At 69.5% G+C, this 21,599-nt stretch carries 22 protein-coding genes and 3 pseudogenes; 13 read left to right on the top strand and 12 right to left on the bottom strand.

What is annotated here, in order from left to right; genetic code table 11:
- Positions 1–8: 8 nt before the first annotated feature.
- Together HK415_RS12545 and HK415_RS12540 are read right to left on the bottom strand one after the other, a co-directional pair.
- Positions 9–344 (bottom strand): 4a-hydroxytetrahydrobiopterin dehydratase, encoded by a 336-nt coding sequence (locus HK415_RS12545; RefSeq protein ID WP_171559732.1) that lies wholly within the window; start codon positions 342–344, stop codon positions 9–11.
- Positions 341–1,603, bottom strand: coding sequence for a M48 family metallopeptidase (locus tag HK415_RS12540; RefSeq protein WP_171559729.1), 1,263 nt, complete (start codon positions 1,601–1,603; stop codon positions 341–343). The genes HK415_RS12545 and HK415_RS12540 overlap by 4 nt, the downstream gene beginning before the upstream one ends.
- A 35-nt stretch (positions 1,604–1,638) precedes the next feature.
- Here HK415_RS12540 and orn point away from each other — a divergent pair.
- Together orn and HK415_RS12530 are read left to right on the top strand one after the other, a co-directional pair.
- Positions 1,639–2,218 (top strand): annotated as a pseudogene (gene orn / locus HK415_RS12535) (oligoribonuclease).
- A gap of 196 nt (positions 2,219–2,414) precedes the next feature.
- Positions 2,415–4,061: a DEAD/DEAH box helicase gene (locus tag HK415_RS12530; RefSeq protein ID WP_171563391.1), complete on the top strand. Its 1,647-nt coding sequence runs from the start codon at positions 2,415–2,417 to the stop codon at positions 4,059–4,061.
- Between the two features lie 90 nt (positions 4,062–4,151).
- On the opposite strand, the pseudogene HK415_RS12525 reads toward HK415_RS12530, so the two are convergent.
- Together HK415_RS12525 and glgC are read right to left on the bottom strand one after the other, a co-directional pair.
- Positions 4,152–5,357 (bottom strand): annotated as a pseudogene (locus tag HK415_RS12525) (multidrug effflux MFS transporter); the annotation flags it as partial.
- A gap of 69 nt (positions 5,358–5,426) precedes the next feature.
- Positions 5,427–6,689: a glucose-1-phosphate adenylyltransferase gene (glgC, locus tag HK415_RS12520; RefSeq protein ID WP_373684652.1), complete on the bottom strand. Its 1,263-nt coding sequence runs from the start codon at positions 6,687–6,689 to the stop codon at positions 5,427–5,429.
- 268 nt (positions 6,690–6,957) lie between these two features.
- Between glgC and HK415_RS12515 the strand changes: the two genes are divergently transcribed.
- From HK415_RS12515 to HK415_RS12500, 4 genes are all read left to right on the top strand, one after another.
- Positions 6,958–7,353, top strand: a complete 396-nt coding sequence (locus tag HK415_RS12515; protein WP_171559725.1) for a hypothetical protein — start codon at positions 6,958–6,960, stop codon at positions 7,351–7,353.
- Positions 7,354–7,427: 74 nt separating this feature from the next.
- A complete protein-coding gene (locus HK415_RS12510; protein WP_171559721.1) occupies positions 7,428–8,459 on the top strand; it encodes a VWA domain-containing protein in 1,032 nt (343 codons plus the stop codon).
- A gap of 31 nt (positions 8,460–8,490) precedes the next feature.
- Positions 8,491–9,081, top strand: a complete 591-nt coding sequence (locus HK415_RS12505) for a hypothetical protein (RefSeq protein ID WP_171559718.1) — start codon at positions 8,491–8,493, stop codon at positions 9,079–9,081.
- 16 nt (positions 9,082–9,097) lie between these two features.
- Positions 9,098–9,931, top strand: coding sequence for a M23 family metallopeptidase (locus tag HK415_RS12500; protein WP_171559716.1), 834 nt, complete (start codon positions 9,098–9,100; stop codon positions 9,929–9,931).
- A gap of 9 nt (positions 9,932–9,940) precedes the next feature.
- On the opposite strand, the gene HK415_RS12495 is transcribed toward HK415_RS12500, so the two are convergent.
- A complete protein-coding gene (locus tag HK415_RS12495; RefSeq protein ID WP_171559714.1) occupies positions 9,941–10,669 on the bottom strand; it encodes an ArsR/SmtB family transcription factor in 729 nt (242 codons plus the stop codon).
- A 104-nt stretch (positions 10,670–10,773) separates the two neighbouring features.
- On the opposite strand from HK415_RS12495, the gene HK415_RS12490 reads away from it, so the two are divergent.
- Positions 10,774–11,106, top strand: coding sequence for an NIPSNAP family protein (locus HK415_RS12490; RefSeq protein ID WP_171559711.1), 333 nt, complete (start codon positions 10,774–10,776; stop codon positions 11,104–11,106).
- On the opposite strand, the gene HK415_RS12485 is transcribed toward HK415_RS12490, so the two are convergent.
- Positions 11,036–11,593 (bottom strand): GNAT family N-acetyltransferase, encoded by a 558-nt coding sequence (locus tag HK415_RS12485; RefSeq protein ID WP_216369789.1) that lies wholly within the window; start codon positions 11,591–11,593, stop codon positions 11,036–11,038. The two genes, HK415_RS12490 and HK415_RS12485, sit on opposite strands and share 71 nt — an antisense overlap.
- 36 nt (positions 11,594–11,629) lie before the next feature.
- Here HK415_RS12485 and HK415_RS12480 point away from each other — a divergent pair, with 36 nt between their 5' ends.
- Together HK415_RS12480 and HK415_RS12475 are read left to right on the top strand one after the other, a co-directional pair.
- Positions 11,630–11,980, top strand: a complete 351-nt coding sequence (locus HK415_RS12480; RefSeq protein ID WP_171559689.1) for a TfoX/Sxy family protein — start codon at positions 11,630–11,632, stop codon at positions 11,978–11,980.
- 96 nt (positions 11,981–12,076) lie between these two features.
- Positions 12,077–12,610: a hypothetical protein gene (locus HK415_RS12475; protein ID WP_171559685.1), complete on the top strand. Its 534-nt coding sequence runs from the start codon at positions 12,077–12,079 to the stop codon at positions 12,608–12,610.
- 10 nt (positions 12,611–12,620) lie between these two features.
- Here HK415_RS12475 and HK415_RS12470 read toward each other — a convergent pair whose 3' ends face one another.
- From HK415_RS12470 to HK415_RS25090, 4 genes and pseudogenes are all read right to left on the bottom strand, one after another.
- Entirely contained in the window at positions 12,621–12,827 is a 207-nt protein-coding gene (locus tag HK415_RS12470) for a dodecin (protein WP_171559681.1), read from the bottom strand.
- 34 nt (positions 12,828–12,861) lie between these two features.
- Positions 12,862–13,503, bottom strand: coding sequence for a 3'-5' exonuclease (locus tag HK415_RS12465; protein WP_171559678.1), 642 nt, complete (start codon positions 13,501–13,503; stop codon positions 12,862–12,864).
- Positions 13,504–13,609: 106 nt separating this feature from the next.
- Positions 13,610–15,336 (bottom strand): annotated as a pseudogene (locus HK415_RS12460) (cation acetate symporter).
- Positions 15,333–15,632: a DUF485 domain-containing protein gene (locus HK415_RS25090; RefSeq protein WP_309246836.1), complete on the bottom strand. Its 300-nt coding sequence runs from the start codon at positions 15,630–15,632 to the stop codon at positions 15,333–15,335. The pseudogene HK415_RS12460 and the gene HK415_RS25090 overlap by 4 nt, the downstream one beginning before the upstream one ends.
- Positions 15,633–15,857: 225 nt before the next feature.
- On the opposite strand from HK415_RS25090, the gene HK415_RS12450 reads away from it, so the two are divergent.
- Positions 15,858–17,675, top strand: a complete 1,818-nt coding sequence (locus HK415_RS12450; protein ID WP_171559675.1) for a DUF294 nucleotidyltransferase-like domain-containing protein — start codon at positions 15,858–15,860, stop codon at positions 17,673–17,675.
- Positions 17,672–18,325 (top strand): 3'-5' exonuclease, encoded by a 654-nt coding sequence (locus HK415_RS12445; protein WP_171559670.1) that lies wholly within the window; start codon positions 17,672–17,674, stop codon positions 18,323–18,325. The genes HK415_RS12450 and HK415_RS12445 overlap by 4 nt, the downstream gene beginning before the upstream one ends.
- A 24-nt stretch (positions 18,326–18,349) precedes the next feature.
- Here the strand turns inward: HK415_RS12445 and HK415_RS12440 are convergent, their stop codons facing one another.
- The gene (locus HK415_RS12440; RefSeq protein ID WP_171559666.1) at positions 18,350–18,784 is read right to left on the bottom strand and encodes a hypothetical protein; all 435 of its coding nucleotides are present in this window, start codon (positions 18,782–18,784) and stop codon (positions 18,350–18,352) included.
- Positions 18,785–18,965: 181 nt separating this feature from the next.
- Positions 18,966–19,376, bottom strand: a complete 411-nt coding sequence (locus HK415_RS12435) for a septal ring lytic transglycosylase RlpA family protein (RefSeq protein WP_171563384.1) — start codon at positions 19,374–19,376, stop codon at positions 18,966–18,968.
- A gap of 160 nt (positions 19,377–19,536) precedes the next feature.
- Here HK415_RS12435 and HK415_RS12430 point away from each other — a divergent pair, with 160 nt between their 5' ends.
- Together HK415_RS12430 and HK415_RS12425 are read left to right on the top strand one after the other, a co-directional pair.
- Positions 19,537–20,103 carry a hypothetical protein gene (locus tag HK415_RS12430; RefSeq protein ID WP_171559663.1) on the top strand — a complete coding sequence of 189 codons (567 nt, stop codon included), beginning with the start codon at positions 19,537–19,539 and terminating at the stop codon, positions 20,101–20,103.
- 116 nt (positions 20,104–20,219) lie between these two features.
- Positions 20,220–21,590 (top strand): glutamine synthetase family protein, encoded by a 1,371-nt coding sequence (locus tag HK415_RS12425; RefSeq protein ID WP_171559660.1) that lies wholly within the window; start codon positions 20,220–20,222, stop codon positions 21,588–21,590.
- The last annotated feature ends 9 nt before the right edge of the window (positions 21,591–21,599 follow it).

Below are 21,599 nucleotides of genomic sequence, written 5' to 3'. Positions count from 1 at the left end.
GGGGATCCTCATGCGAGCAGGGCGTCGGCCCGCGCCGCGCATTCGAAGTCGGTTTCGGAGATGCCCTGCACCGCGTGCGTGCGGAAGCGCACGACGCAATGCTGGTAGTGCACCGACAGGTCGGGGTGGTGGTCGAGCGCGTGGGCCACGAAGGCCAGCGCGTTCACAAAGGCGATGGTCTCGTGGTAGTCCGCGAAGCGGAAGGTCTTCTCGATCGCTACCTCGGCGCCGTCGCCACTGAGCTTCCATCCGGGCAGGTCGGCCAGCCGCTTGACGATCTCGGTGGGCGTGAGCGCCCGGCGCTGCAGCTGCGACCAGTCGCGCTTCTTCAGCGTGGGCGTCATGTGGCTGCCTGCAGGCGCGCAAGGCGCTCGGACGCCGGCGGGTGCGAGTAGTAGAACTTGACGAACACCGGGTCGGGCGTGAGCGTGGAGGCGTTGTCCTCGTACAGCTTCAGCAGCGCGCTGCCCAGGTGCTGGCCGCTGGTCTGGGTGGCGGCGAAGGCATCGGCCTCGAATTCGTGCTTGCGCGAGAACTGCGCCATCAGCGGCGAGATGAAGAAGCTGAACACCGGCACGGCCAGCATGAACAGCAGCAGCGCCAGCGCGTCGTTGGGCCCTTCCAGGTTGGGACGCACGCCCAGGCCGGTGTAGAACCAGACGCGGCTGGACAGCCAGCCCAGGACCGCGAAGGCGACGAAGCTCAGGACATAGGTGGCGATGATCCGCTTCATGATGTGCTTGAGGCGGAAGTGGCCGAGCTCGTGCGCCAGCACCGCGTCGACCTCGTCGGGCGACAGCCGCGCGATCAGCGTGTCGTAGAAGACCACGCGCTTGCTGGCGCCGAAGCCGGTGAAGTAGGCGTTGGCATGGGCGCTGCGCTTGCTGCCGTCCATGACGAAGAAGCCCTTGGCGACGAAGCCGCAGCGCTGCATCAGGCGGGAGATGCGGTCCTTCAGCACCTCGTCCTGCAGCGGCTCGAACTTGTTGAACAGCGGCGCGATGAAGATCGGGAAGATGAACTGCACGAACAGCAGGAACAGCGAGGTCACGCCCCAGGCCCAGATCCACCACTGCTCGCCGGCGGCGTTCATCAGCCACAGGATCACCCAGGCGAGCGGCAGGCCCAGCGCGACGCCGAGCAGTGCCGACTTGACGAAGTCGCTCAGCCACAGCTTCCAGGTCATCTTGTTGAAGCCGAAGCGCTGCTCGATCACGAAGGTCTGGTACAGGCTGAAGGGCAGGTCGATCACGCCGCCGATCACCGAGACGCTGGCCAGCAGCGCGAGCTGCTGCCACATGCCGGTGCCCAGCCGCTGCACCAGCGCCTGGTTCAAGGCGTCGAGTCCGCCCAGCAGCGTCCACGCGAGCAGGACGGCGGCGGCCACCGCGGTTTCGAGGATGCCCAGGCGGCCCTTCGCGATGGTGTAGTCGGCCGCCTTCTGGTGGGCCGGCAGCGACACGATGCCGTTGAAGGGCGCCGGGACCGCATCGCGGTGGGTGGCGACATAGCGCACCTGGCGGCTGGCCAGCCAGAACTTCACCACCAGGCTTGCCACGAGGAAAACGGCAAAGGCGAGGGTGAGGGAGGAGGAGGGGTCCATGCCTGCAATGGTAGGCCATCGGCGACAATGCCCGCATGGCAGAACCGACCGCTTCCCCTCCCGCCACGCTGGCCAAGAGCGACCAGAACCTCGTGTGGCTCGACTGTGAAATGACCGGACTGGACCCGGAGCGACCGCATCATCGAGATCGCCGTGGTGGTCACCGGCCCGAACCTCGAGCCGCGCATCGAGGGACCCGCGATCGCCATCCACCAGAGCGACGCGCAGCTGGACCTGATGGATTCCTGGAACAAGGGCACGCACGGCAAGAGCGGCCTGACCGACAAGGTGCGCGCCTCCACCGTCACCGAAGCGGAAGCGGAGCGGCAGATCCTCGACTTCGTGACCCGGTTCGTGCCCAAGCAGGGCAGCCCCATGTGCGGCAACACGATCGGCCAGGACCGGCGCTTCCTGGTGAAGTACATGCCGGCGCTGGAAGGCTGGTTCCATTACCGCAACCTGGACGTGAGCACGCTCAAGGAGCTGGCCCGGCGCTGGAAGCCCGAGGTGTATTCCTCCTTCAAGAAGAAGCAGCTGCACACGGCGCTGGCGGACGTGCACGAGTCGATCGATGAGCTTGCGCACTACCGGGAGCATTTCCTGAAGCTCGGGTGAGGCCCGTTGGGGTGCCTTCGACAGCCCCCAGCCACCTGGAAAGATGACCAGGTGCGGGAAAACCCGAAACCTGTCATAATCGCGGGCTTGCTGCTACACGGCAGCTGAATCGCGCATCCGCCTTCTCGCACTGGCCCGCTTCTCGCGAAGCAAATTGGGCCGCAGGCCCCAGGCCTGTTTGTCGTTGGAATGGTTGATGTTCACCAACCATTTCAATGACGGCGCGCCCGCCCTGGGCAGCGTCGCGTGGATTTTTCATGACCGATTTCATTCAAGACTCCCCGTGGCCGACGCCACTTTCGTGGCCGATGCCGCTTCGACGGTGAACGCCGCCCCGGTGCCCAATGGCTTTGCCGTGCTGGGCCTGGCTCCCGAACTGCTGGCCGCCGTTGCCGACCTGGGCTTCACCCAGCCGACCACGGTGCAGACGCAGTGCATCGGGCTGGCCATGGCGCAGGAACACGTGGACGGCCAGGCCTACAACGACCTGATGGTCTCCAGCCAGACCGGCAGCGGCAAGACCGCGGCCTTCCTGCTGCCCGTGCTGCACACGCTGCTGGCCCAGCAGGCCGCCGCCGAAGCCGCCGAGAAGAAGGCCTACGACGACGCCATCGCCCGTGGCGAGACGCCGCCCAAGCGCGTGCGCAAGAACCCGCTGAACCCGCGCACCTTCAAGGCGGCGACGCCCGGCGCGCTGGTGCTGTGCCCCACGCGCGAACTCGCGCAGCAGGTGTGCAGCGACGCCATCGACCTCGTGAAGCATTGCAAGGGCCTGCGCATCGCCAACGTGGTGGGCGGCATGCCTTACCAGATGCAGATCGCCCGCTTGCAGAACGCCGACCTCGTGGTCGCCACGCCCGGCCGCCTGCTGGACCTGCAGCGCTCCGGCCAGATCAAGCTGGACAAGGTGCAGTTCCTGGTGGTCGACGAAGCCGACCGCATGCTCGACCTGGGCTTCGCCGAGGACCTGGAAGCGGTGCACCAGATGACGGCCGCGCGCCACCAGACCATGATGTTCAGCGCCACCTTCGCGCCGCGCATCCAGCAGCTCGCCCAGCGCGTGATGCGCCAGCCGCAGCGCGTGCAGGTCGACTCGCCGCAGGAAAAGCACGCCAACATCAAGCAGGTGCTGTTCTGGGCCGACAGCCCGCAGCACAAGCGCGCGCTGCTGGACCACTGGCTGCGTGACAACAGCATCGACCAGGCCATCGTGTTCGCCAGCACCCAGATCGAGTGCGACGCGCTCGCCGAGGACCTGCAGCAGGTGGGCTTCAGCGCCGTGGCGCTGCACGGCGCCCTGTCGCAGGGCCTGCGCAACCGCCGCCTGATGGCGCTGCGCCGCGGCCAGGTGCAGATCCTGGTGGCCACCGACGTCGCCGCGCGCGGCATCGACGTGCCGACGATCACGCACGTGTTCAACTTCGGCCTGCCGATGAAGAGCGAGGACTACACGCACCGCATCGGCCGCACCGGCCGCGCGGGCCGCGACGGCCTGGCGATCACCTTCGCCGAGTTCCGCGACCGCCGCAAGATCGGCGACATCGAGCATTACAGCAAGCAGCGCTTCAACGCCGAGACCATCCCCGGCCTGGAGCCCAAGCAGCGCTTCGCGCCCCCGCCGGCGCGCACCGGCTTCGGCGGCAAGCCCGCCCGCCCGGGCGACCGCCGCCCGCCGAACAGCAACGGCTACGGCAAGCACTCCGGCTTCGGCGCCAAGACCTTCGGTGGCCGTGACGGCAACCGGGGTGGCGACCGCCGTGAAGGCGGCGGCTTCGGTGCCCCGCGCGACGGCGGCTTCGGCGGCGGCCGGGACTTCGGCAACCGCGGACGCCCGGCGCGCTAAAGCGTCATCCCCGCGCAGGCGGGGACCCAAGGCGTTGAAAGAAAAGAGCGGCTGCGGCCGCTCTTTTTTACGCCAGCGCTTCCCTTCCGTCTCCGGCCAGCGCCTCTTCACGTACAGCCAGGCGAACAGCCCCACGCTCATCATCAGCAGCGACGCGACCGCCAGCTGCTTCGTGGAGTGCATCACCAGCGGCGCGATCGCACCCGCCACGATGCCGTTGGCGGCGGAGCCGATGAAGGCCTGCAGCGACGAGGCCATGCCGCGCCGCTCCGGGTAGAGATCCAGCACCAGCAGCGTCACCACCGGCACCATCAGCGCCCACCCGAACGAGAACAGCATGATGGGGACCAGCGCCCAGGACACGCGCGCCGGGAACAGCAGGTTGGCCGCCACGTTGCCCAGCGACACGATCACCATCACGATGAAGCCCCAGCGCACCTGCAGCTTGGGCGGGATGCGCCCGGCCAGCCGGCCGCTGGCGAAGGACCCGGCCATGATCCCGCTGATGGTGAGCAGGAAGAACCAGAAGAACTGCGTGGGCGCCAGCCCGAGGTGCTCGCCCAGGAAAGCGGGCGCCGACAGCACGTAGAGGAACATGCCGTTGAAGGGGATGCCGCTGGCCAGCGCCAGCAGCAAGAAGCGCGGGCTGGAGCCGAGCTGCCAGTAGCCGCGCATCAGGTTGCGCACGTTGAAGGCCTGGCGGTGCGTCTCGTGCAGCGTCTCGGGCAGCAGCTTGAAGTTGGCCACCCACAGCGCCACGCCGATCGCGGTGAGGAACCAGAAGATCGAGTGCCAGCCCGCGTGCACGAACAGCCAGCCGCCGATGATGGGCGCGATCGCCGGTGCCACGCCGAAGTAGATGGTCACCTGGCTCATGACCTTCTGCGCCTGGTCCGGCGGGAACATGTCGCGGATCACCGCGCGCGACACCACCCAGCCCGCGCCGGTGGACAGCCCCTGCAGCGCGCGGAACAGGACCAGCTGGCCGATGCTCTGCGACAGCGCGCAGCCGGCCGACGCCAGCGTGAACACCGCGATGCCCCACAGCACCACCGGCCGCCGGCCGAAGCTGTCCGCCAGCGCGCCGTGGAACAGGTTCATGAAGGCGAAGCCGAAGAGATAGGCCGACAGCGTCTGCTGCATCTCCACCGGCGTGGCGCCCAGGTTCTGCGCGATCCCGGAGAAGGCCGGGATGTAGGTGTCGATGGAGAACGGGCCGAGCATGCCCAGCAGGGCAAGCAGCACGGCGAAGGCCCAGCGCGGGGCGGTCCAGAGTTGGCTGGCTTGGGGATTCATTCGGGGAGTGGACGGGGAACATGAGGTTGTACCAAACCTCGCGCGGCCCGGCTCCCCGCATGGCGAACCTCAGAGCTTGTCGAGCATTTCCTTGGTGACCAGCACCACGCCGTTGTCGGTGCGGAAGAAGCGCTTGCGGTCCGCCTCGGCGTCCTCGCCGATCACCATGCCTTCTGGGATCTGGCAGCCGCGGTCGATCACCACCTTGTACAGGCGCGAGCCGCGGCCGATCACCGTGTCCGGCATGACCACCGCCTCGTGGATGGTGCAGCAGGACTCCACCCGCACGTTGGAGAACAGCACCGCGCGCCGGATGTTGGAGCCCATCACGATGCAGCCGCCGGAGATCAGCACGTTGGAGGTCTCGCCGTTCAGGCCGCGCTCGTCCGGCACGAACTTCGCCGGCGGCAGCTGCTGCTCCTGGTAGGTCCAGACCGGCCAGTCGCGGTCGTACAGGTTCAGCTCCGGCAGGTCGGAGGCGAGGTCGAGGTTGGCCGCCCAGAACGCGTCCACCGTGCCGACGTCGCGCCAGTAGGGGCGGTGCCGCGTGGAGGCGGGCACCGAGGACAGGTTCAGCGGGTGCGCCACCGCGCCGCCGTCGGCCACGATGCGCGGGATCAGGTTCTTGCCGAAGTCGTGCTCGGACGCGTCGTCGTTCATGTCCGCCTCGAGCAGCTTGTACAGGTACTCGGCGCCGAACACGTAGATGCCCATGCTGCCCAGCGCCTTGTCCGGCTTGCCGGGAATCGAGGGCGGGTCCTTGGGCTTTTCCAGGAAGTCGGTGATGCGCCGGTTCTGGTCCACGTGCATCACGCCCAGGGCGGTCGCCTCCATGCGCGGCACCTCGATGCAGCCCACCGTGCACTTGGCGCCGCTCTCGACGTGGTCGAGCAGCATCAGCGAGTAGTCCTGCTTGTAGATGTGGTCGCCCGCCAGCACCAGGATGTACTCCGGCCCGTAGGCGCGCAGGATGTCGATGTTCTGCGAGATCGCGTCGGCGGTGCCGCGGTACCAGAAGGCCTCGTCCACGCGCTGCTGGGCCGGCAGCAGGTCGATGAATTCGTTGTGCTCGCCGCGCAGGAAGTTCCAGCCGCGCTGCAGGTGGCGCAGCAGCGAGTGCGACTTGTACTGGGTCAGCACGCCGATGCGGCGGATGCCCGAATTGAGGCAGTTGGACAGCGCGAAGTCGATGATGCGGAACTTGCCGCCGAAGTACACGGCCGGCTTGGCGCGGCGGTCGGTCAGGTCCATCAGCCGGGAGCCGCGGCCGCCGGCCAGCACCAGGGCGATGGTCCGCTTGGGAAGTTCGCGCGCCAGGATCATGCGTTCCATTGCGTTGTCCCGCGCATCGCCGCCGACGGCTTCGAGGATGCTCAGGTTCTCTTTCATGGCTTGGTTTCCCCCTGTCAAGGCCGAACTACTGTCGGTCAGGCCCGGGGAGGGCCATGTAGGACGCAACCGCCTTCCACCGACCAGCGGGAGGCCAGCGCGCCGCTGTGGCCCTTCGTAGGACAAGGCCGCATCCCGCCGGATGGGCCGCCGCGCAGTGCCCACTTCGCGGGGCACAACGCTAGCATCCCTTCCCTGCAAGGAGACCGCCATGCAAGTCGCCACCAGCCTGCGCCTCGCCTTCCTGCTGCTGATCGCCGCCTTCGTGGTCCTGGTGGGCTTCGCGGCGGCGAGCCTGGCCATGGCAGGGCAGCCCGCGATGGCGATGGTGGCCGTGCTGGCCGGCATCGCCGGCGTGGCCGCCGGGGTGACGACCTGGCTGCTGGTGCGGCGGGACGAGGACGAACCGGCCATCGCCGAGCCGGAGCCGGTCGCGCCACCCGTCGTCCCCCTCGCACAGCCGCAGGTCCTGGCGCCGCGCAGGCCGCTGCGGGTGCAGGCCATGCCCGTGGCCAGCTTGCCACCCGAGTACGTGGCGGCCGTCACGCGCGGCATGCGGGCGCGCACAAGTGCCTTGCGCGCGCAGACGCGCGAGATGCATCATTAGGGCGCGCAGCCCGTGCCCGGCCGACCGGCGTGGGCGGGACTGCCGCGTTCCACGCCGACCGCGACGCACCGCCCATGTCCTTCGTCTGGCCGCAGTATCTCTGGTTGATGCTGGCGCTGCCCCTGCTGGTGGCGGCCTACCTGTGGCTGCTGCGGCGCGGCGCGAAGTCGGCGGTGCGCTACAGCAGCGTGGGCGTGGCGCGTGAAGCCAACCGGCGCAACTGGCGCCGGCACCTGCCGCCCGCGCTGCTGCTGCTGGCGTGCGCCGTGCTGCTGCTCGCCGCCGCGCGGCCCACGGCGCGGATCCCGCTGCCCTGGGCGCGCACCACGATCATGCTGGCCATGGACGTGTCGCTCAGCATGCGCGTCAGCGACGTGAAGCCGACGCGGCTGGCCGCCGCCCAGGAGGCGGCGAAGCTGTTCCTGCGCGAGCTGCCGAAGAACGTGGAGGTTGGCCTGGTCACCTTCGCCGGCACTGCGCAGGTGGCGCAGGCGGCCACGCTGGACCGGGAAAGCCTGGTCACGGCCATCGACGGTTTCCAGATGCAGCGGGCCACCGCGATCGGCAACGCGATCGTGGTGGCTTTGGCCGAGCTGTTTCCCGACCACGGCCTCGACGTGGGCGCGATGACCTTCGGCAGCAGGAAGCAGGGACGCAGCCTGGACGACCAGGCCAAGGCTGCGCCGAAGCAGGTCACGCCGGTCGCACCGGGTTCCTACGATTCCGCCGCGATCATCCTGCTCAGCGACGGCCGCCGCACCACCGGCATCGACACGCTGGACGCCGCCAAGATGGCCGCGGACCGCGGCGTGCGGATCTACGTGGTGGGCCTGGGCGCCGTGAACGGCGATGCCTCCATGGACGGCATGTCCATCTACCTGCAGCTCGACGAGCCGACGCTGCGCGAAGTGGCGCGCATGACCGGCGGCGAGTACCACCATGCGGGCACGGCGGAAATGCTGCGCACGGTGTACGGCAACCTCGGCTCGCGCATGCAGGTGCTGTCGCGCGAAACCGAGGTGACGGCGCTGCTGGCCCTGGTGGCGGCCGCGCTGGCGGTGACCGGGGCGGCGCTGTCCGTGCTCTGGTTCGGGCGCATCGCATGAGGGCGCGCTGCGCTGGGGTCTGGCCGTCGGCGTGCTGGTCCTGATCGCGGTGGCATGGTTCGCGCGTGCGCCGCACGAGCAGTCGCTGGTCGTGCTCGATCCCGCGCGCATCGTGCTGCTGCGCACGCCCGGGGGCTTCCTGGAAGTCGGCGCGCTGGAGAAGGTCGAGGAGTTCGGCTGGAGTTCGCGCTACACCTGTCCGATCGTGGAGTGCCCGGACCTGCTGGGGCCGACCATCTCGCGCGTCCGCGTGCGCGCACGCTTCGTCTACCGCATTCCGCTGGCCGCCGAATGGAAGCTGGTGCCGCGCGGCGACCACTACGAGCTGGCGGTTCCCGAGCCGCAGCTGCAGGTGCCGGTGGCCTTCCACACGCAGGACATGCAGATCCAGACCACCGAAAGGAGCTGGCTGTCGCCGCCGGCCGCGCCCAATCGCGAGGCGGTCGTGCGGCACCTCGGGCCGGAGCTTGCCCGGCGCGGCGCCGAGCCCGCCTACCTGCGGGCGCAGCAGGCGAACGCCGAAAAGACGGTGGCCGAGTTCGCGCAGAAGTGGATGCTGGAACAGGGGGCGAAGCCCGCTTTGCCGGTGAAGGTGAAGTTCCGCGGCGCTGATCCTGCCTGAAGCCGGCGCGCATTCGATGGACTCCACCCGCCGCTCCCTGTTGTTCGCACTTGCGGCGCTCGGCTGCGGCGCGCGCGCAGCCGATGGCGAGGCGCTGCCGAAAGCGTCCAGCGTTCCCGGAGGCGTCGCGCGGATCGCGCTGGGCGCGTCGGCCGAGCGGCCGGCGGCCTACCAGGGCACGCTGCCCTTGCTCGTCATCGGGGACCCGGCGGCGTGGACGGCCGTGGTCGGCATTCCGCTGGCCGCGCGCCCGGGCGCTGCGCGGATCCGCGTCGTGCCGCCCGCGGGCGCCGAACGCACGCTGGAATACCTGGTGCGGCCCAAGAAGTACCTCGAACAGCGGCTGCGGGTCGCGCCCGGGCAGGTGGACCTCTCGCCCGAGGACCAGGCGCGGCACGCGCGCGAGCGCGAGCACCAGCAGCAGGTGATGGCGACCTTCACCGCGCCCGCCGAAACGCAGGCGCTGGCAATGGAAGCTCCGGTGTCCGGGCCGCGCTCCAGTTCCTTCGGCTTGCGCCGCGTGTTCAACGGCCAGCCGCGGGCGCCGCACGCGGGCATGGACATCGCCGCTGCCACCGGCACGCCGGTGCAGGCGCCGCTGGCGGCGCAGGTGATCGACACCGGCGACTACTTCTTCAACGGCCGCACGGTCTGGCTGGACCACGGGGGCGGCCTGCTCACGCTGTACTGCCATCTCGAGGACATCGGCGTGAAGCCGGGAGATGCACTGCGGACCGGCGAGGTGCTGGGCACCGTCGGCGCCACGGGCCGCGCGACGGGGCCGCACCTGCACTGGGGCGTGCTGCTCAATCGCACCATGGTGGATCCGGCGCTCTTCCTCGCCGCCTGAGCGCGGGGACTATCCGCGTCCTGCTTCCGGCTGCGCCAGTTCCTGCCAGCGCCGCACGCCGAGCCAATCGCGCAAGGCCGTTGCGCCGCTCGGCGTGAGTTCCAGCGTGCGGCTGCCCGCCTTCTGCAGCAGCCACCCCTGCTGCAGGCAGTGCGTGCAGAGCAGGGCGCCGAGCCGGCCGGCCAGGTGCATGCGGCGCTCGCCCCAGTCCAGGCAGGGCCGGCAGTCGGGCCGCTTGCCGCTGCCCTGCGCTTGCGCGATGTCGGCCAGGCCCAGCGACGCGAGGACGGTGGGTGCCCGGTCCGTCAGTACCGCCGTCTCGTCGTCGATGACGACCGCGCGCTCTTCGACCAGGCGGTCCGCCAGGGCGACGGCGAGGCGCCCGGCGAGGTGGTCGTAGCAGGTGCGGGCAAAGCGCATCCGCGGATCGCGCGGCCCGGTGGACAGCGCGGGGGCCGTGCTGCCTGTCACGGCCAGCTGCATGATGCCTTCCAGCAGGCGCGCGACCTCGGGCGAGGCGAGCTGGTGGTAGCGGTGCCGTCCCTGCTGGCTGACCCGCAACAGGCCGGCGTCCACCAGCAGCGACAGGTGCCGGCTGCCGGTCGCCGGCGTGATGTGGGCCACCGTCGCGAGTTCCTTCGCGGTCAGCGCGCGTCCCGCCATCAGCGCCAGCAGCATGCCGGCGCGGGCGGGATCGCCCACGAGCGCGGCGATGCGGGCGACCGGGTTCGGGTTCATGCGCGGAGTTTGCACCAGGGCTTGCGAACATGCTTCGTTCGCGAACGAAGCATCGGGCAGCGCGTGCGGCCGATCATGCGGAGCACCGCCACGTGGAGACCGCCATGCAACTGACCTGCTTCATCCGCTACCAGATCGATCCCTTCCAGCGCGAAGCCTTCGCGGCCTATGCGCGCAACTGGGCGCGCATCATCCCGCGCTGCGGCGGCCACCTGCTCGGCTACTTCCTGCCGCACGAAGGCAGCAACGACATCGCCTGGGGCCTGATCGGTTTCGACAGCCTGGCGGCCTACGAAAGCTACCGCGCGCGCCTGCGGGCCGACCCCGAAGGCCGCGAGAACTTCGCGCTGGCGCAGCGCGAGCGCTTCATCCTGCGGGAGGAACGGACGTTCTGCGAGGGGCTGGTGCCGACGCTGGGCCTGCCTCCGTCTCGCTGACGCCGGCGAAGCGCGCCAGCGCGTCGCCCGTGAGCCGATAGCGCACCCATTCGTCCATGGCGACCGCGCCGATGGAACGGTAGAACTGGATGGCCGGTTCGTTCCAGTCCAGGACGCTCCACTCGAAGCGGCCGCAGTCGTTGGCCACGGCCAGGCGCGCGAGATGCTGCAGCATCGCCTTGCCCGCGCCCTGGTCGCGGTAGGCGGGCGAGACGTACAGGTCTTCCAGGTAGAGGCCCGGCCGGCCCTGCCACGTGGAGTAGTTGAAGAAGTACACCGCGAAGCCGGCATCGGTGCCGTCGACGCTGCAAAGCAGGGCGCGGGCCCGGGCGTCCTCGCCGAACAGCGTGCGGCGGATGTGGCCTTCGGTGGCGGTGACCTCGTGTTCCGCCTTCTCGAAGATCGCGAGTTCCCGGATGAAGCCGAGGATCAGGGGCACGTCGCCGACGGCGGCGGCGCGGATGGCGATGGCAGGGGCTGCGTCCAAGTCTTTTCTCTCCTGGGCCAGAGCCTACACTGCAGCATGGCTGTCCAGGCGGGATTCGCGACCTACTGCTGCGAGCTGCTCGCATCGGCAGGGCAGGTGCATTCCAGGCGCATGTTCGGCGGCTACGGACTCTATGTCGACGAGGTGTTCGTCGGCATCCTCACCGGCGACACGCTGTACCTGAAGGTCGATGAACTCACGCAGCCCCGCTTCGAAGCGGCCGGCTGCGCGCGCTTCGTGTACGAGGCGCGTGGCAAGCGGCAGGCGCTCGGCTTCTGGACCGTCCCTCCCGAAGCCATGGACTCGCCCCGGTTGATGCAGCCCTGGGCGCGGCTCGCGCTCGAAGCCGCCCTGCGGGCGCGGGCGAAGCCTGGGCGGCGCCGCTGAGCACGCTGCTGTCGGGCAGAATCGCGAGGCAGAACGTACCGCCCCCAGAACTTGATCCCGACGCCTTCGCAAGCCCCAGCCCCAGCCCGCGCAATCGTGCTCGCCGCCGCCCTCTACGCCATGCTGCAACCGGCGGGCGCACAGGAATCCCGGGAATTCACCAGCCAGGGCTTGCCCGGGTCCGAGGGCGTCGTGGTGCGCGTGAGCCATCCTTCCCACTGGCGGAAGGTGGAGGTCGACGACGAGATGGCACTGGCCGAACTGCGCGGCACGCGAGGGCGCCTTACCGGCATCCTCCAGGTCGGCCGCGGGCGGCTGCGGCACGACATGGCGTCCGCCTGCGCGCCGGAGCGCGCCCGCACCATGCTGCAGAACCTGGCCGCGGAAGACGCCGATGCGCGCGTCACGGAGGTCTTCGCCCGCCAGCACGAAGGGCGCGCTGCCTACGAAGTGCGCTACGAGCGCAGGCACCCGCCGGCCTTCATGGCCGTGCGCAGCCTGATCGTCTGCCTGAAGGACAGCAGGCTCGTCATCAGCTGCGGCGCGCTCGGTCCGTCCAAGCCTGCGCTGGCCGAGATGGAGCCGGTGTGCCGCCAGGTGCTGGAGAGCGTGCGCGTCTCCAAGGACTGAGGCCGGCCCGCTACTCCAGGGTGAAGCCGACCTTCAGGGTGACCTGCCAGTGGGCCACCTTGCCGTCGCGGATGTGGCCGCGCGTCTCGGTCACCTGGAACCACTGCATGTTGCGGACGGTCTCGTTGGCCTTGGCGATCGCGTTGTTCACCGCATCCTCGATGCCGGTGGTGGACGACCCCGTGAGTTCCAGGCTCTTGTACACGTGATTGGACATGGCGCCTCCTTGCTGTGGGCGCGACCATTGTCGATCATGCGCCGCGCGCGGCGGCGCGCAAGCCCTCGAAGTAGCCCTCGATCGCCTTGGGCAGGGCCTTGCGCTGGCACTTCTGCAGCTTCACCAGCAGGGCGTGCGGGACGTCCTCGACCGCGTACTGCTGCTGGATGTCGGCCCGGATGCGGGACAGCAGCGCGGCCGCCACTTCGGCATCCGCCAGCGCGCGGTGCGCCCGCCCGGCGGCGGGCAGCGCGTGGAAGGACGCGAGCGCGCCCAGCCGGTAACTGCCCGCATCGGGATAGAGCCGGCGCGACAGCAGCATGGTGCAGGCGAACGCGGGCACGGCCTGCGCATCGGGGCCCAGCCTTCCCAGTTCCGCGGCCCAGAAGCGCTGGTCGAAGGATGCGTTGTGCGCGACCAGCGGGACATCCTGCACGAAGCGGGCGGCCTCGGCCATCACTTCGGCAGCGGGCGGGGCTGCCCGCACCATCTCGTTCGTGATGCCGGTGTAGTCCTCGATGAAGGGCGAGATCCGCACGCCAGCGTTCATCAGCGACTGGAAACGCGCGGTCACCCTCGTTCCCTCCAGCACCACGATGGCAATCTCGGTGGCCCGGTCGCCCATGGCCGGCGACAGGCCGGTGGTTTCGAAGTCGATGACGGCGATGGGGTGCATGGGTTCGATCGTGATGCGCGATTGTCGCCGCATCTCCTTGCGCCAAAGAAAGGGGCACCGCCTGGGCGGTGCCCCCTTTCGAGGAGCGGATCCTGGCGGTGAAGCCTCAGTGTCCCGAAGCGCCGGCGGCGCCGAGACCCGTTTCCGAACGCACCTGCTGCGCGGGGAACAGGCCGCGCTCCCTGGCTGCCTGCGCGCTGCGGTCCAGCATGGAGAACAGCCAGATGCCCACGAAGCCGATGGTCATGGAGAACAGGGCCGGCGAGGTGTAGGGGAACCAGGCGCTGCCCTTGGGGTTGCCCAGCGTCACTTCCCACACCGAGGGCGACACCACGGTGAGCGCCACCGAGGAGACCAGGCCGAGGAAGCCGCCGATCACCGCGCCCTTGGTCGTGCAGTCCTTCCACAGGACCGACATGAACAGCACCGGGAAGTTGGCCGAGGCGGCGATCGCGAAGGCCAGCGACACCATGAAGGCGATGTTCTGCTTCTCGAAGGCGATGCCCAGCACCACGGCCACGACGCCGAGCGCCAGGGTGGTGATGCGCGAGACCTTCAGCTCCTTGGCGCTGTCGGCCTTGCCCTTCTTGAACACGGTGGCGTACAGGTCGTGCGAGACGGCCGAAGCGCCGGACAGCGTGAGGCCGGCCACCACCGCCAGGATGGTCGCGAAGGCCACCGCGGAGATGAAGCCGAAGAACACGTCGCCGCCCACGCTCTTGGCAACCAGCACCGCGGCCATGTTGGCCGTGCCCGCGCCGCCGTGGATGATGCCCTTGGAGGTGTCGGCGAACTCGGGGTTGGTCAGCACCAGTGCGATCGCGCCGAAGCCGATGATGAAGATCAGCACGTAGAAGTAGCCGATCCAGGTGGTCGCCCAGAACACCGACTTGCGCGCCTGCTTCGCGTCCGGGACGGTGAAGAAGCGCATCAGGATGTGCGGCAGGCCGGCGGTGCCGAACATCAGCGCCATGCCGAAGCTGATGGCCGAGATCGGGTCCTTCACGAAGCCGCCCGGGTTCATGATCGACAGGCCGATGCTCCGCGCTTCCTCCGGGCTCTTGCCCGCGTTCTGCGCGATGGCGTCCTTCACCTGCACGCCCTTGGCGAACAGCAGCTCGGGGCTGAAGCTGAATTGCGCCAGCACCATGAAGGCCATGAAGCTCACGCCGGCCAGCAGCAGCACCGCCTTGATGATCTGCACCAGGTGGTGGCGGTCATGCCGCCGAACAGCACGTAGATCATCATGAGCGCGCCCACCAGCACCACGGCGATCCAGTAGTCCAGGCCGAACAGCAGCTTGATCAGCTGGCCCGCGCCCACCATCTGGGCGATCAGGTAGAAGGCCACGACCACCAGCGTGCCGGAGGCGGCGAAGGCGCGGATGGGCGTCTGCTTGAAGCGGTAGCCGGCGACGTCGGCGAAGGTGAACTTGCCCAGGTTGCGCAGGCGCTCGGCCATCAGGAAGGTGATGATCGGCCAGCCCACGAGGAAGCCGATCGAGTAGATCAGGCCGTCGTAGCCGGAGGCCATCACCGCCGCGGAGATGCCCAGGAAGGACGCGGCGGACATGTAGTCGCCCGCGATCGCCAGGCCGTTCTGGAAGCCGGTGATGCCGCCGCCGGCGGTGTAGAAATCGGCGGCCGAGCGCGTGCGCGCCGCGGCCCACTTGGTGATCCACAGCGTGCCGGCCACGAAGGCGCCGAACATGGCGATGGCCGTCCAGTTGGTGGCCTGCTTGGCGGCCTGGCCCGGGCCGTCGCCCGCGGCGAGCGCGGCCAGGGGCAGGGCGAACGCGGCGAGCGCCGCGAGGATGCGCTGGGTGCGGGTCATTTCTTCACTTCCTCTTCGAGGATGGCGCGCGTCAGGGCGTCGAACCTGCTGTTGGCGCGGCGCACGTAGATGCCGGTGATGACGATGGTGAACACGATCACCGCCATGCCGATCGGCACGCCGATCGTCGTGACGCCGGTGCCCAGGGGCTTCGACAGGAAGGGCTTGTTGAAGGCGATCAGCGCGATGTAGCCGTAGTACACGACCAGCATCGCCAGCGTGAGCGACCACCCGAAGACGTTGCGCTGGCGGCGCAGTTCGAGGTACTTCGGATTGGCGCGGATGCGCTCGGTCACGTCGGCCGGACGCGGCACCTGGATCTCGCCCCTGGCGCCGCCGCCGGCCGGGTGGGATATGACTGCATCACTCACGATGGTCCCCTGTGGATTGCAAAGGCGCCGAGTGTGGTGAGCCAGGCTGACCCGTGTCTGACCGCGGCGTGCGTGACTGACACGGAACTGACCGCGCGCGTTTGAGCCAGCGCAAGTCGCGGCCCGCGCGAGCCGCGATGATGGGGCGCCGTGCCCGCGTCCTTCGACTTCTCCGTCTCCCCCTTCGACTGCCTGTCCGAGCAGGAACAGCGGCTGGTGAGCGACCACGTGGACGTGGGCTATTACCGCGAAGGCGCGACCCTGCTCGCGCCGGGCGTCGAGCCCGCGCACCTGTTCGTGGTGATCAAGGGCCGCGTGCAGCAGTTCGACGGCGAGGAGCTGGTGGCCAGCTACGGCCCGGACGACTGCTTCGACGGCCGCGCACTGGTGACCGGCAAGGCCAGCAGCCGCTTCGTGGCGCAGGAAGAGGTGCTGGTGCACCTGGTCGCGCGCCAGGCGGTGAGCGAGCTGATCGCGCGCAACGCCACCTTCGGAGCGCTGCTGTTCGCGGACCTTTCGCAGAAGCTCAATGCGCTGGCGGCCCACGCGGGCGAGCAGGAGCGGCAGTCGCTGGCGCTCGGTCGCGTGGCCGAGGCCTTCCTGCGGACCGCGCACGCGGTGGACGCCGACGACGACGTCATCTCGGTCGTCCGGGTGTTCCAGTCCAGGCACACCGGCAACGTGCTGGTGCACGACCGCAGGACGCAGCCGCCGCGCACCGGCGTGTTCACCACGACCGGCCTGCAGCGCGCCGTGCTGACCGGCGCGCCGCTGGCGCAGCTGCCGGTGCGCGAATTCGCCACCTTCGAGCTGGTGACCGTGCGGCCGCAGGACTCGCTGGTGGAAGCGCTGGCGCTGATGATCCGCCACCAGGTGCACCGCCTGGTCGTCATGGACGGCGAGCGCGTGCTCGGCTTCCTGGAGCAGCTCGACCTCCTGAGCTTCCTGTCCAATCATTCCTACCTGATCACGGTGCAGATCGTGCAGGCCGAGGACATCCCCGCCCTGGCCCGCGCCGCCGAACAGGTCACCCGCCTGACCGCGCTGCTGTGGCGCGGCGGGGCGAAGGTCGGCGCGATCGCACAGCTGGTGGGCGCGCTCAATGCCAAGCTGTTCGAGCGCGCCTGGCAGATCATCGCGCCGCCCGACCTGGTGGCCAACAGCTGCCTGTTCGTGATGGGCAGCGAAGGGCGCGGCGAGCAGCTGCTGAAGACCGACCAGGACAACGGCCTGGTGCTGCGCGACGGCTACGACTGCCCGCACGATCTCGCGGCCGTCTGCCAGCGCTTCTCCGAGGCGCTCACGGCCTTCGGTTATCCCGAGTGCCCCGGCGGCATCATGGTGAGCAACCCGCAGTGGCGCCAGCCGGCGCAGGCCTTCGGCGAGACGGTGCGGCGCTGGCTGCTCATGCCCGATGCGGAGAGCCTGATGGCGCTGGCGATCTTCATCGATGCGCGCGCGGTGTGCGGCGACGCGGCGCTGCTGGCTGGCGTGCGGGCGGAGGTCGACCGGCTGTTCATCGACAGCGACGCGCTCATCGCCCGCTTCGCCGCGGCGATCGACGCCTTCGAGCAGGACAGCGGCTGGTGGATCCGCCTGTTCTCGCTGGGCGACGACAAGGCGACGCTGGACCTGAAGAAGGCCGGCATCTTCCCGCTGGTGCACGGCGTGCGCAGCATGGCGCTGGAGGCGCGGCTGGCGTGCACCGGCACCGTGGAGCGCATCGAGGCGCTGGCCGCGCTCGGCAGGCTGCCGCCCAATGTGGGCGCGGAGCTGGTGGACAGCCTGCACTTCCTCATGGGACTGAAGCTGCAGTCGGGGCTGGACGCGGCAGGCAGCGGCAACGGCCGCCTGGTGCACCTGGACGCGCTCACCAGCCTGCAGCGCGACCTGCTGAAGGATGCGCTGGGAGTGGTCAAGCGCTTCAAGGCGATGCTGCGGCATCGCTACCACCTCGACATGCTGTGACCACGTTGTCGCCCTTGCACTGGCTGCGTGCGCTCAAGCGCGAGTGGCTGCTCTACCACCTGGGTGACGAGCGCTTCCGCTTCATGTGGGATCCGCCGCCGCCCAACGAGTGGGTCACGCTGGACTGCGAGACCACGGGCCTGAACGTGCACCGCGACGAGATCATCTCCATCGGCGCCGTGCGCATCGTCGGCGACCGCCTGCTCACCAGTGAACGGCTGGAACTGCTGGTGCGCCCGAGCAAGCGACGCATGTCGGCCGACAGCGTGCGCGTGCACGGCCTGCGCGAGCGCGACGTGGAGGAGGGCATGGACCCCGACGAGGCCCTGATGGCCCTCATGCGCTTCATCGGCAGCCGGCCCATCGTCGGCTACTACCTGGAATTCGACGTCGCTATGATCGACCGCGCGATCTTCCCGCGCCTGGGCATGGGACTGCCGCAGCCGAAGATCGAGGTGTCCGCGATGTTCTACGACTGGCGGCGCCGCCAGCTGCCGCCGTACCACGAGGCGGCGCAGATCGACCTGCGCTTCGCCACCATGATGAAGGCGCTGGACCTGCCGATGGAGGCGGTGCACGACGCCCTGAGCGACGCCGTGATGGCGGGCCTGATGTTCATCAAGCTGCGGCACCTGCTGGGCGAGGCCTGAGCCGCCAGGGCCCGCGCCGCCGAATCAGCGGGTGGGCGTGCGGCGTGCTTGTTCGAGCAGCGACGGCAGCTCGGCGGCGTCCAGGCTGGCGCCCGCGCCGGGCGATCCCTTCTTCCAGAGGAACAGGGCGCGCCCGTTCTGCATGGCCTGGTAGCCCTCCGCCGCAGCGAGCGGGACCAGGGCCGCGCCGGCAGCGCCGCCGGGCCGCTGCAAGGCAGCCACCGTGACCTCGTACCACGCGTCCGGCTGTTCCTCGCCGCGCCGCTGGCGCACGGAGTAGCGCAACTGCACCAGCGCATGAGGCATGCCGTCGATGGTGCCTTCAATGCTGCGCAGGCACTGGAGCTCGCCATCGCGCGCCCACTCGTGCCAGGGCGCGGGTGCGCCGAAGCGATCGAGTTCGGCGCAGGGCCGCACGCCATGGAAGGTCCCTTGCAGGCGCGCCGCGGCTTCTTCCATGCCTGGTCGCGACCGCCTTCGATGCTGCGCCCGAGCACGAACACCAGTGCGAATCCGGCGACGACCAGCAGCGCGCCGGGAACCTGGAGCCCGCGCCCCCAGAGGACCACGCCGCCGGCAAGGCAGGCGATCACGGCAGGAACCAGCCAGAGCATCATGCGGCGATGCTAGCCGGCCCGCGTCAGGGCTCGAGCAGGACGACGGATGCTTCGCCGGCTTGCACCAGGTCGAGGGCCGCAGCCGCAGCCTTGCTCAGGTCGATGATGCGGTCCCGGATCCAGGGGCCGCGGTCGTTGATGCGCACGACCACCTCGCGACCGTTGCGCTCGTTGCGCACGCGCACGCGGGTGCCGAAGGGAAGCGTGCGGTGCGCCGCCGTGAGCTCGTTCATGTCGAAGCGTTCGCCGCTGGCCGTGCGCCTCCCCTGGAAGCCGGGCCCGTACCAGGACGCCCTGCCGCGGCCGAATTCTCCGGCAGTGGGCCGCGCCGGCACGCGTGCGCGCTCCGGCGCAGTGGAGCATCCGGAGAGGAGCGCCGTCACTGCGGATGCCATCCACCCGGCGAGGCACGCGCGACGACGGACAAGGTTCATGCGGCGATTGTCACACCTTCGAAATGAAACGAAACGTGGGTCGCCGCGGCGCACCTGCATGGGAAGCGCGGATTCGCCGCTCGCGTTTCGTTGCACCCACAAACATGTTCGCCGACGCAGCGTGGCACATTCCGCGCTCGCATCACCAGCAGCAGGACCCATGACCGAGATTCCCTTCTACATCCTCGTCGGCGTCGCCTCCGGCGTGCTCACGGCCTTCTTCGTTTCCACGCTGGGAGACCTGTGGAACTGCAGCTTCCTGCCGTTCGTGGCGCGCTGGCGCTATCGCGGCCCCGACCTCGCCGGCGAGTGGAAAGGCCTGGGCACGGGCCCGGCGCCGGCGTCCGGCGAATGGAGCGAAGTGGCCCTGACCCTGAACCAGGACACGCGCGACCTGCGCGGCACGATGGTGCTGCGCGACCGGTCCGCGGGCCACTCGATCGACCTGAACCTGCAGGCGATCGGCACCACAGAGAACGGCTACATCACCCTCAGCCTGTGGCCGGCGAAGAAGGCCGCGCGTTCGGTCGCGACGGCGCTGCTGAAGATCGATGCCGGCAGCGGCGCGCTGGACGGGCAGCTGCTGTTCCTCGGCGCGCGCGATGCGATGGAGGTGATCAACGTTTCGGTGCACCGCGCCGGGTCGATCGCCGCGCCGCGCCTGGTCCCGAGCGCGAACGCGCAGGGCGTGGCGCGCGAACGCTATTCGGCCTTGCTCAAAGGTTGAGGCCCTTCCGGTAGGGGTTTTCATCCAGACGGACGGGGCTGCGCGGCCCCACAAGGCCCAGCCGTGCGGCTAGGATGGTCCCGTGGCCCTGCAGGCGCACGCAGGACCACGACCGCATGAAGCAAGAACGCAAGCAGTTCCAGTTCGCCGAACTCGACAGGTGGCTCAACGAGCGCCATGTCACGGAAATCGAGTGCCTCGTGCCGGACCTCACCGGCGTGGCGCGCGGCAAGATCCTGCCGCGCGAGAAGTTCACCGCGGACCGCGGCATGCGGCTGCCGGAGGTGGTGGTGGCCATGAGCGTCACCGGCGAGCATCCCGACGCAGGACCTTACTTCGACGTCATCAGCCGCATCGATGCCGACATGCACCTGGTCGCGGACCCCAGCACGGTGCGCATCGTGCCCTGGGCCACCGACCCCACGGCGCAGGTGATCCACGATTGCTACGACCGGCACGGGCAGCTGGTGCCCTTCGCCCCGCGCGCGGTGCTGCGCCGGGTGTGCGAGCTGTTCGACCGCAAGGGCTGGGTCCCGGTGGTGGCGCCGGAGCTGGAGTTCTACCTGGTCGCGCGCAACACGGACCCCGACCAGCCGTTGCGGGCGCCGATCGGGCGCAGCGGCCGCGCCGAGACCTCGCGCCAGGCGTATTCGATCGACGCGGTCAACGAGTTCGATCCGCTGTTCGAGGACGTGTACGACTACTGCGAGAAGATGGAGCTGAACGTGGACACGCTGATCCACGAAGTGGGCGCCGGGCAGATGGAGATCAACTTCTTCCACTCGGCGCCGCTCGGCCTGGCCGACGAAGTGTTCCTGTTCAAGCGCACGGTGCGCGAGGCGGCGCTACGGCACGACATGTACGCCACCTTCATGGCCAAGCCGATCCAGGGCGAGCCGGGCAGCGCGATGCACATCCACCAGAGCCTGGTGAGCAAGGAGACCGAGCGCAACCTGTTCACCAACGAGGACGGCAGCCCGAGCCGCGAGTTCTACTGGTACATCGGCGGCCTGCAGAAGTACATCCCGGCGGCGATGGCCCTGTTCGCGCCCTACGTGAACAGCTACCGCCGGCTGGCGCGCTTCACCGCCGCGCCCATCAACATCCAGTGGGGCATCGACAACCGCACGGTCGGCATTCGCTCGCCGGTCTCGACGCCGCAGGCGCGCCGGGTGGAGAACCGCGTGATCGGCGCCGACGCGAATCCCTACGTCGCGCTGGCCGCCACGCTCGCCTGCGGCTACCTGGGCATCGAGCAGCGGATCGAGCCGAGCCAGGAATGCCAGGGCGACGCCTACCAGAGCGCCCGCGCGCTGCCGCGCGGGTTGGGCGAGGCGGTGTCGCTGCTGCGCGCCGAGCGTGACCTGGCCGCGGTCCTCGGGCAGGAGTTCGTCACCGTCTATTCGGAGATCAAGGACCTCGAGCACGAGGAATTCATGCGGGTGATCTCGCCGTGGGAGCGCGAGCACCTGCTGCTGCACGTCTGACGCGGGAGC

It is taken from the genome of Ramlibacter montanisoli (assembly GCF_013087525.1).
GTDB classification, from domain to species: Bacteria; Pseudomonadota; Gammaproteobacteria; order Burkholderiales; family Burkholderiaceae_C; genus Ramlibacter; species Ramlibacter montanisoli.
The sequence above is the reverse complement of the archived record's forward strand: the minus strand, read 5'-3'. Positions and strand labels throughout refer to the sequence as shown.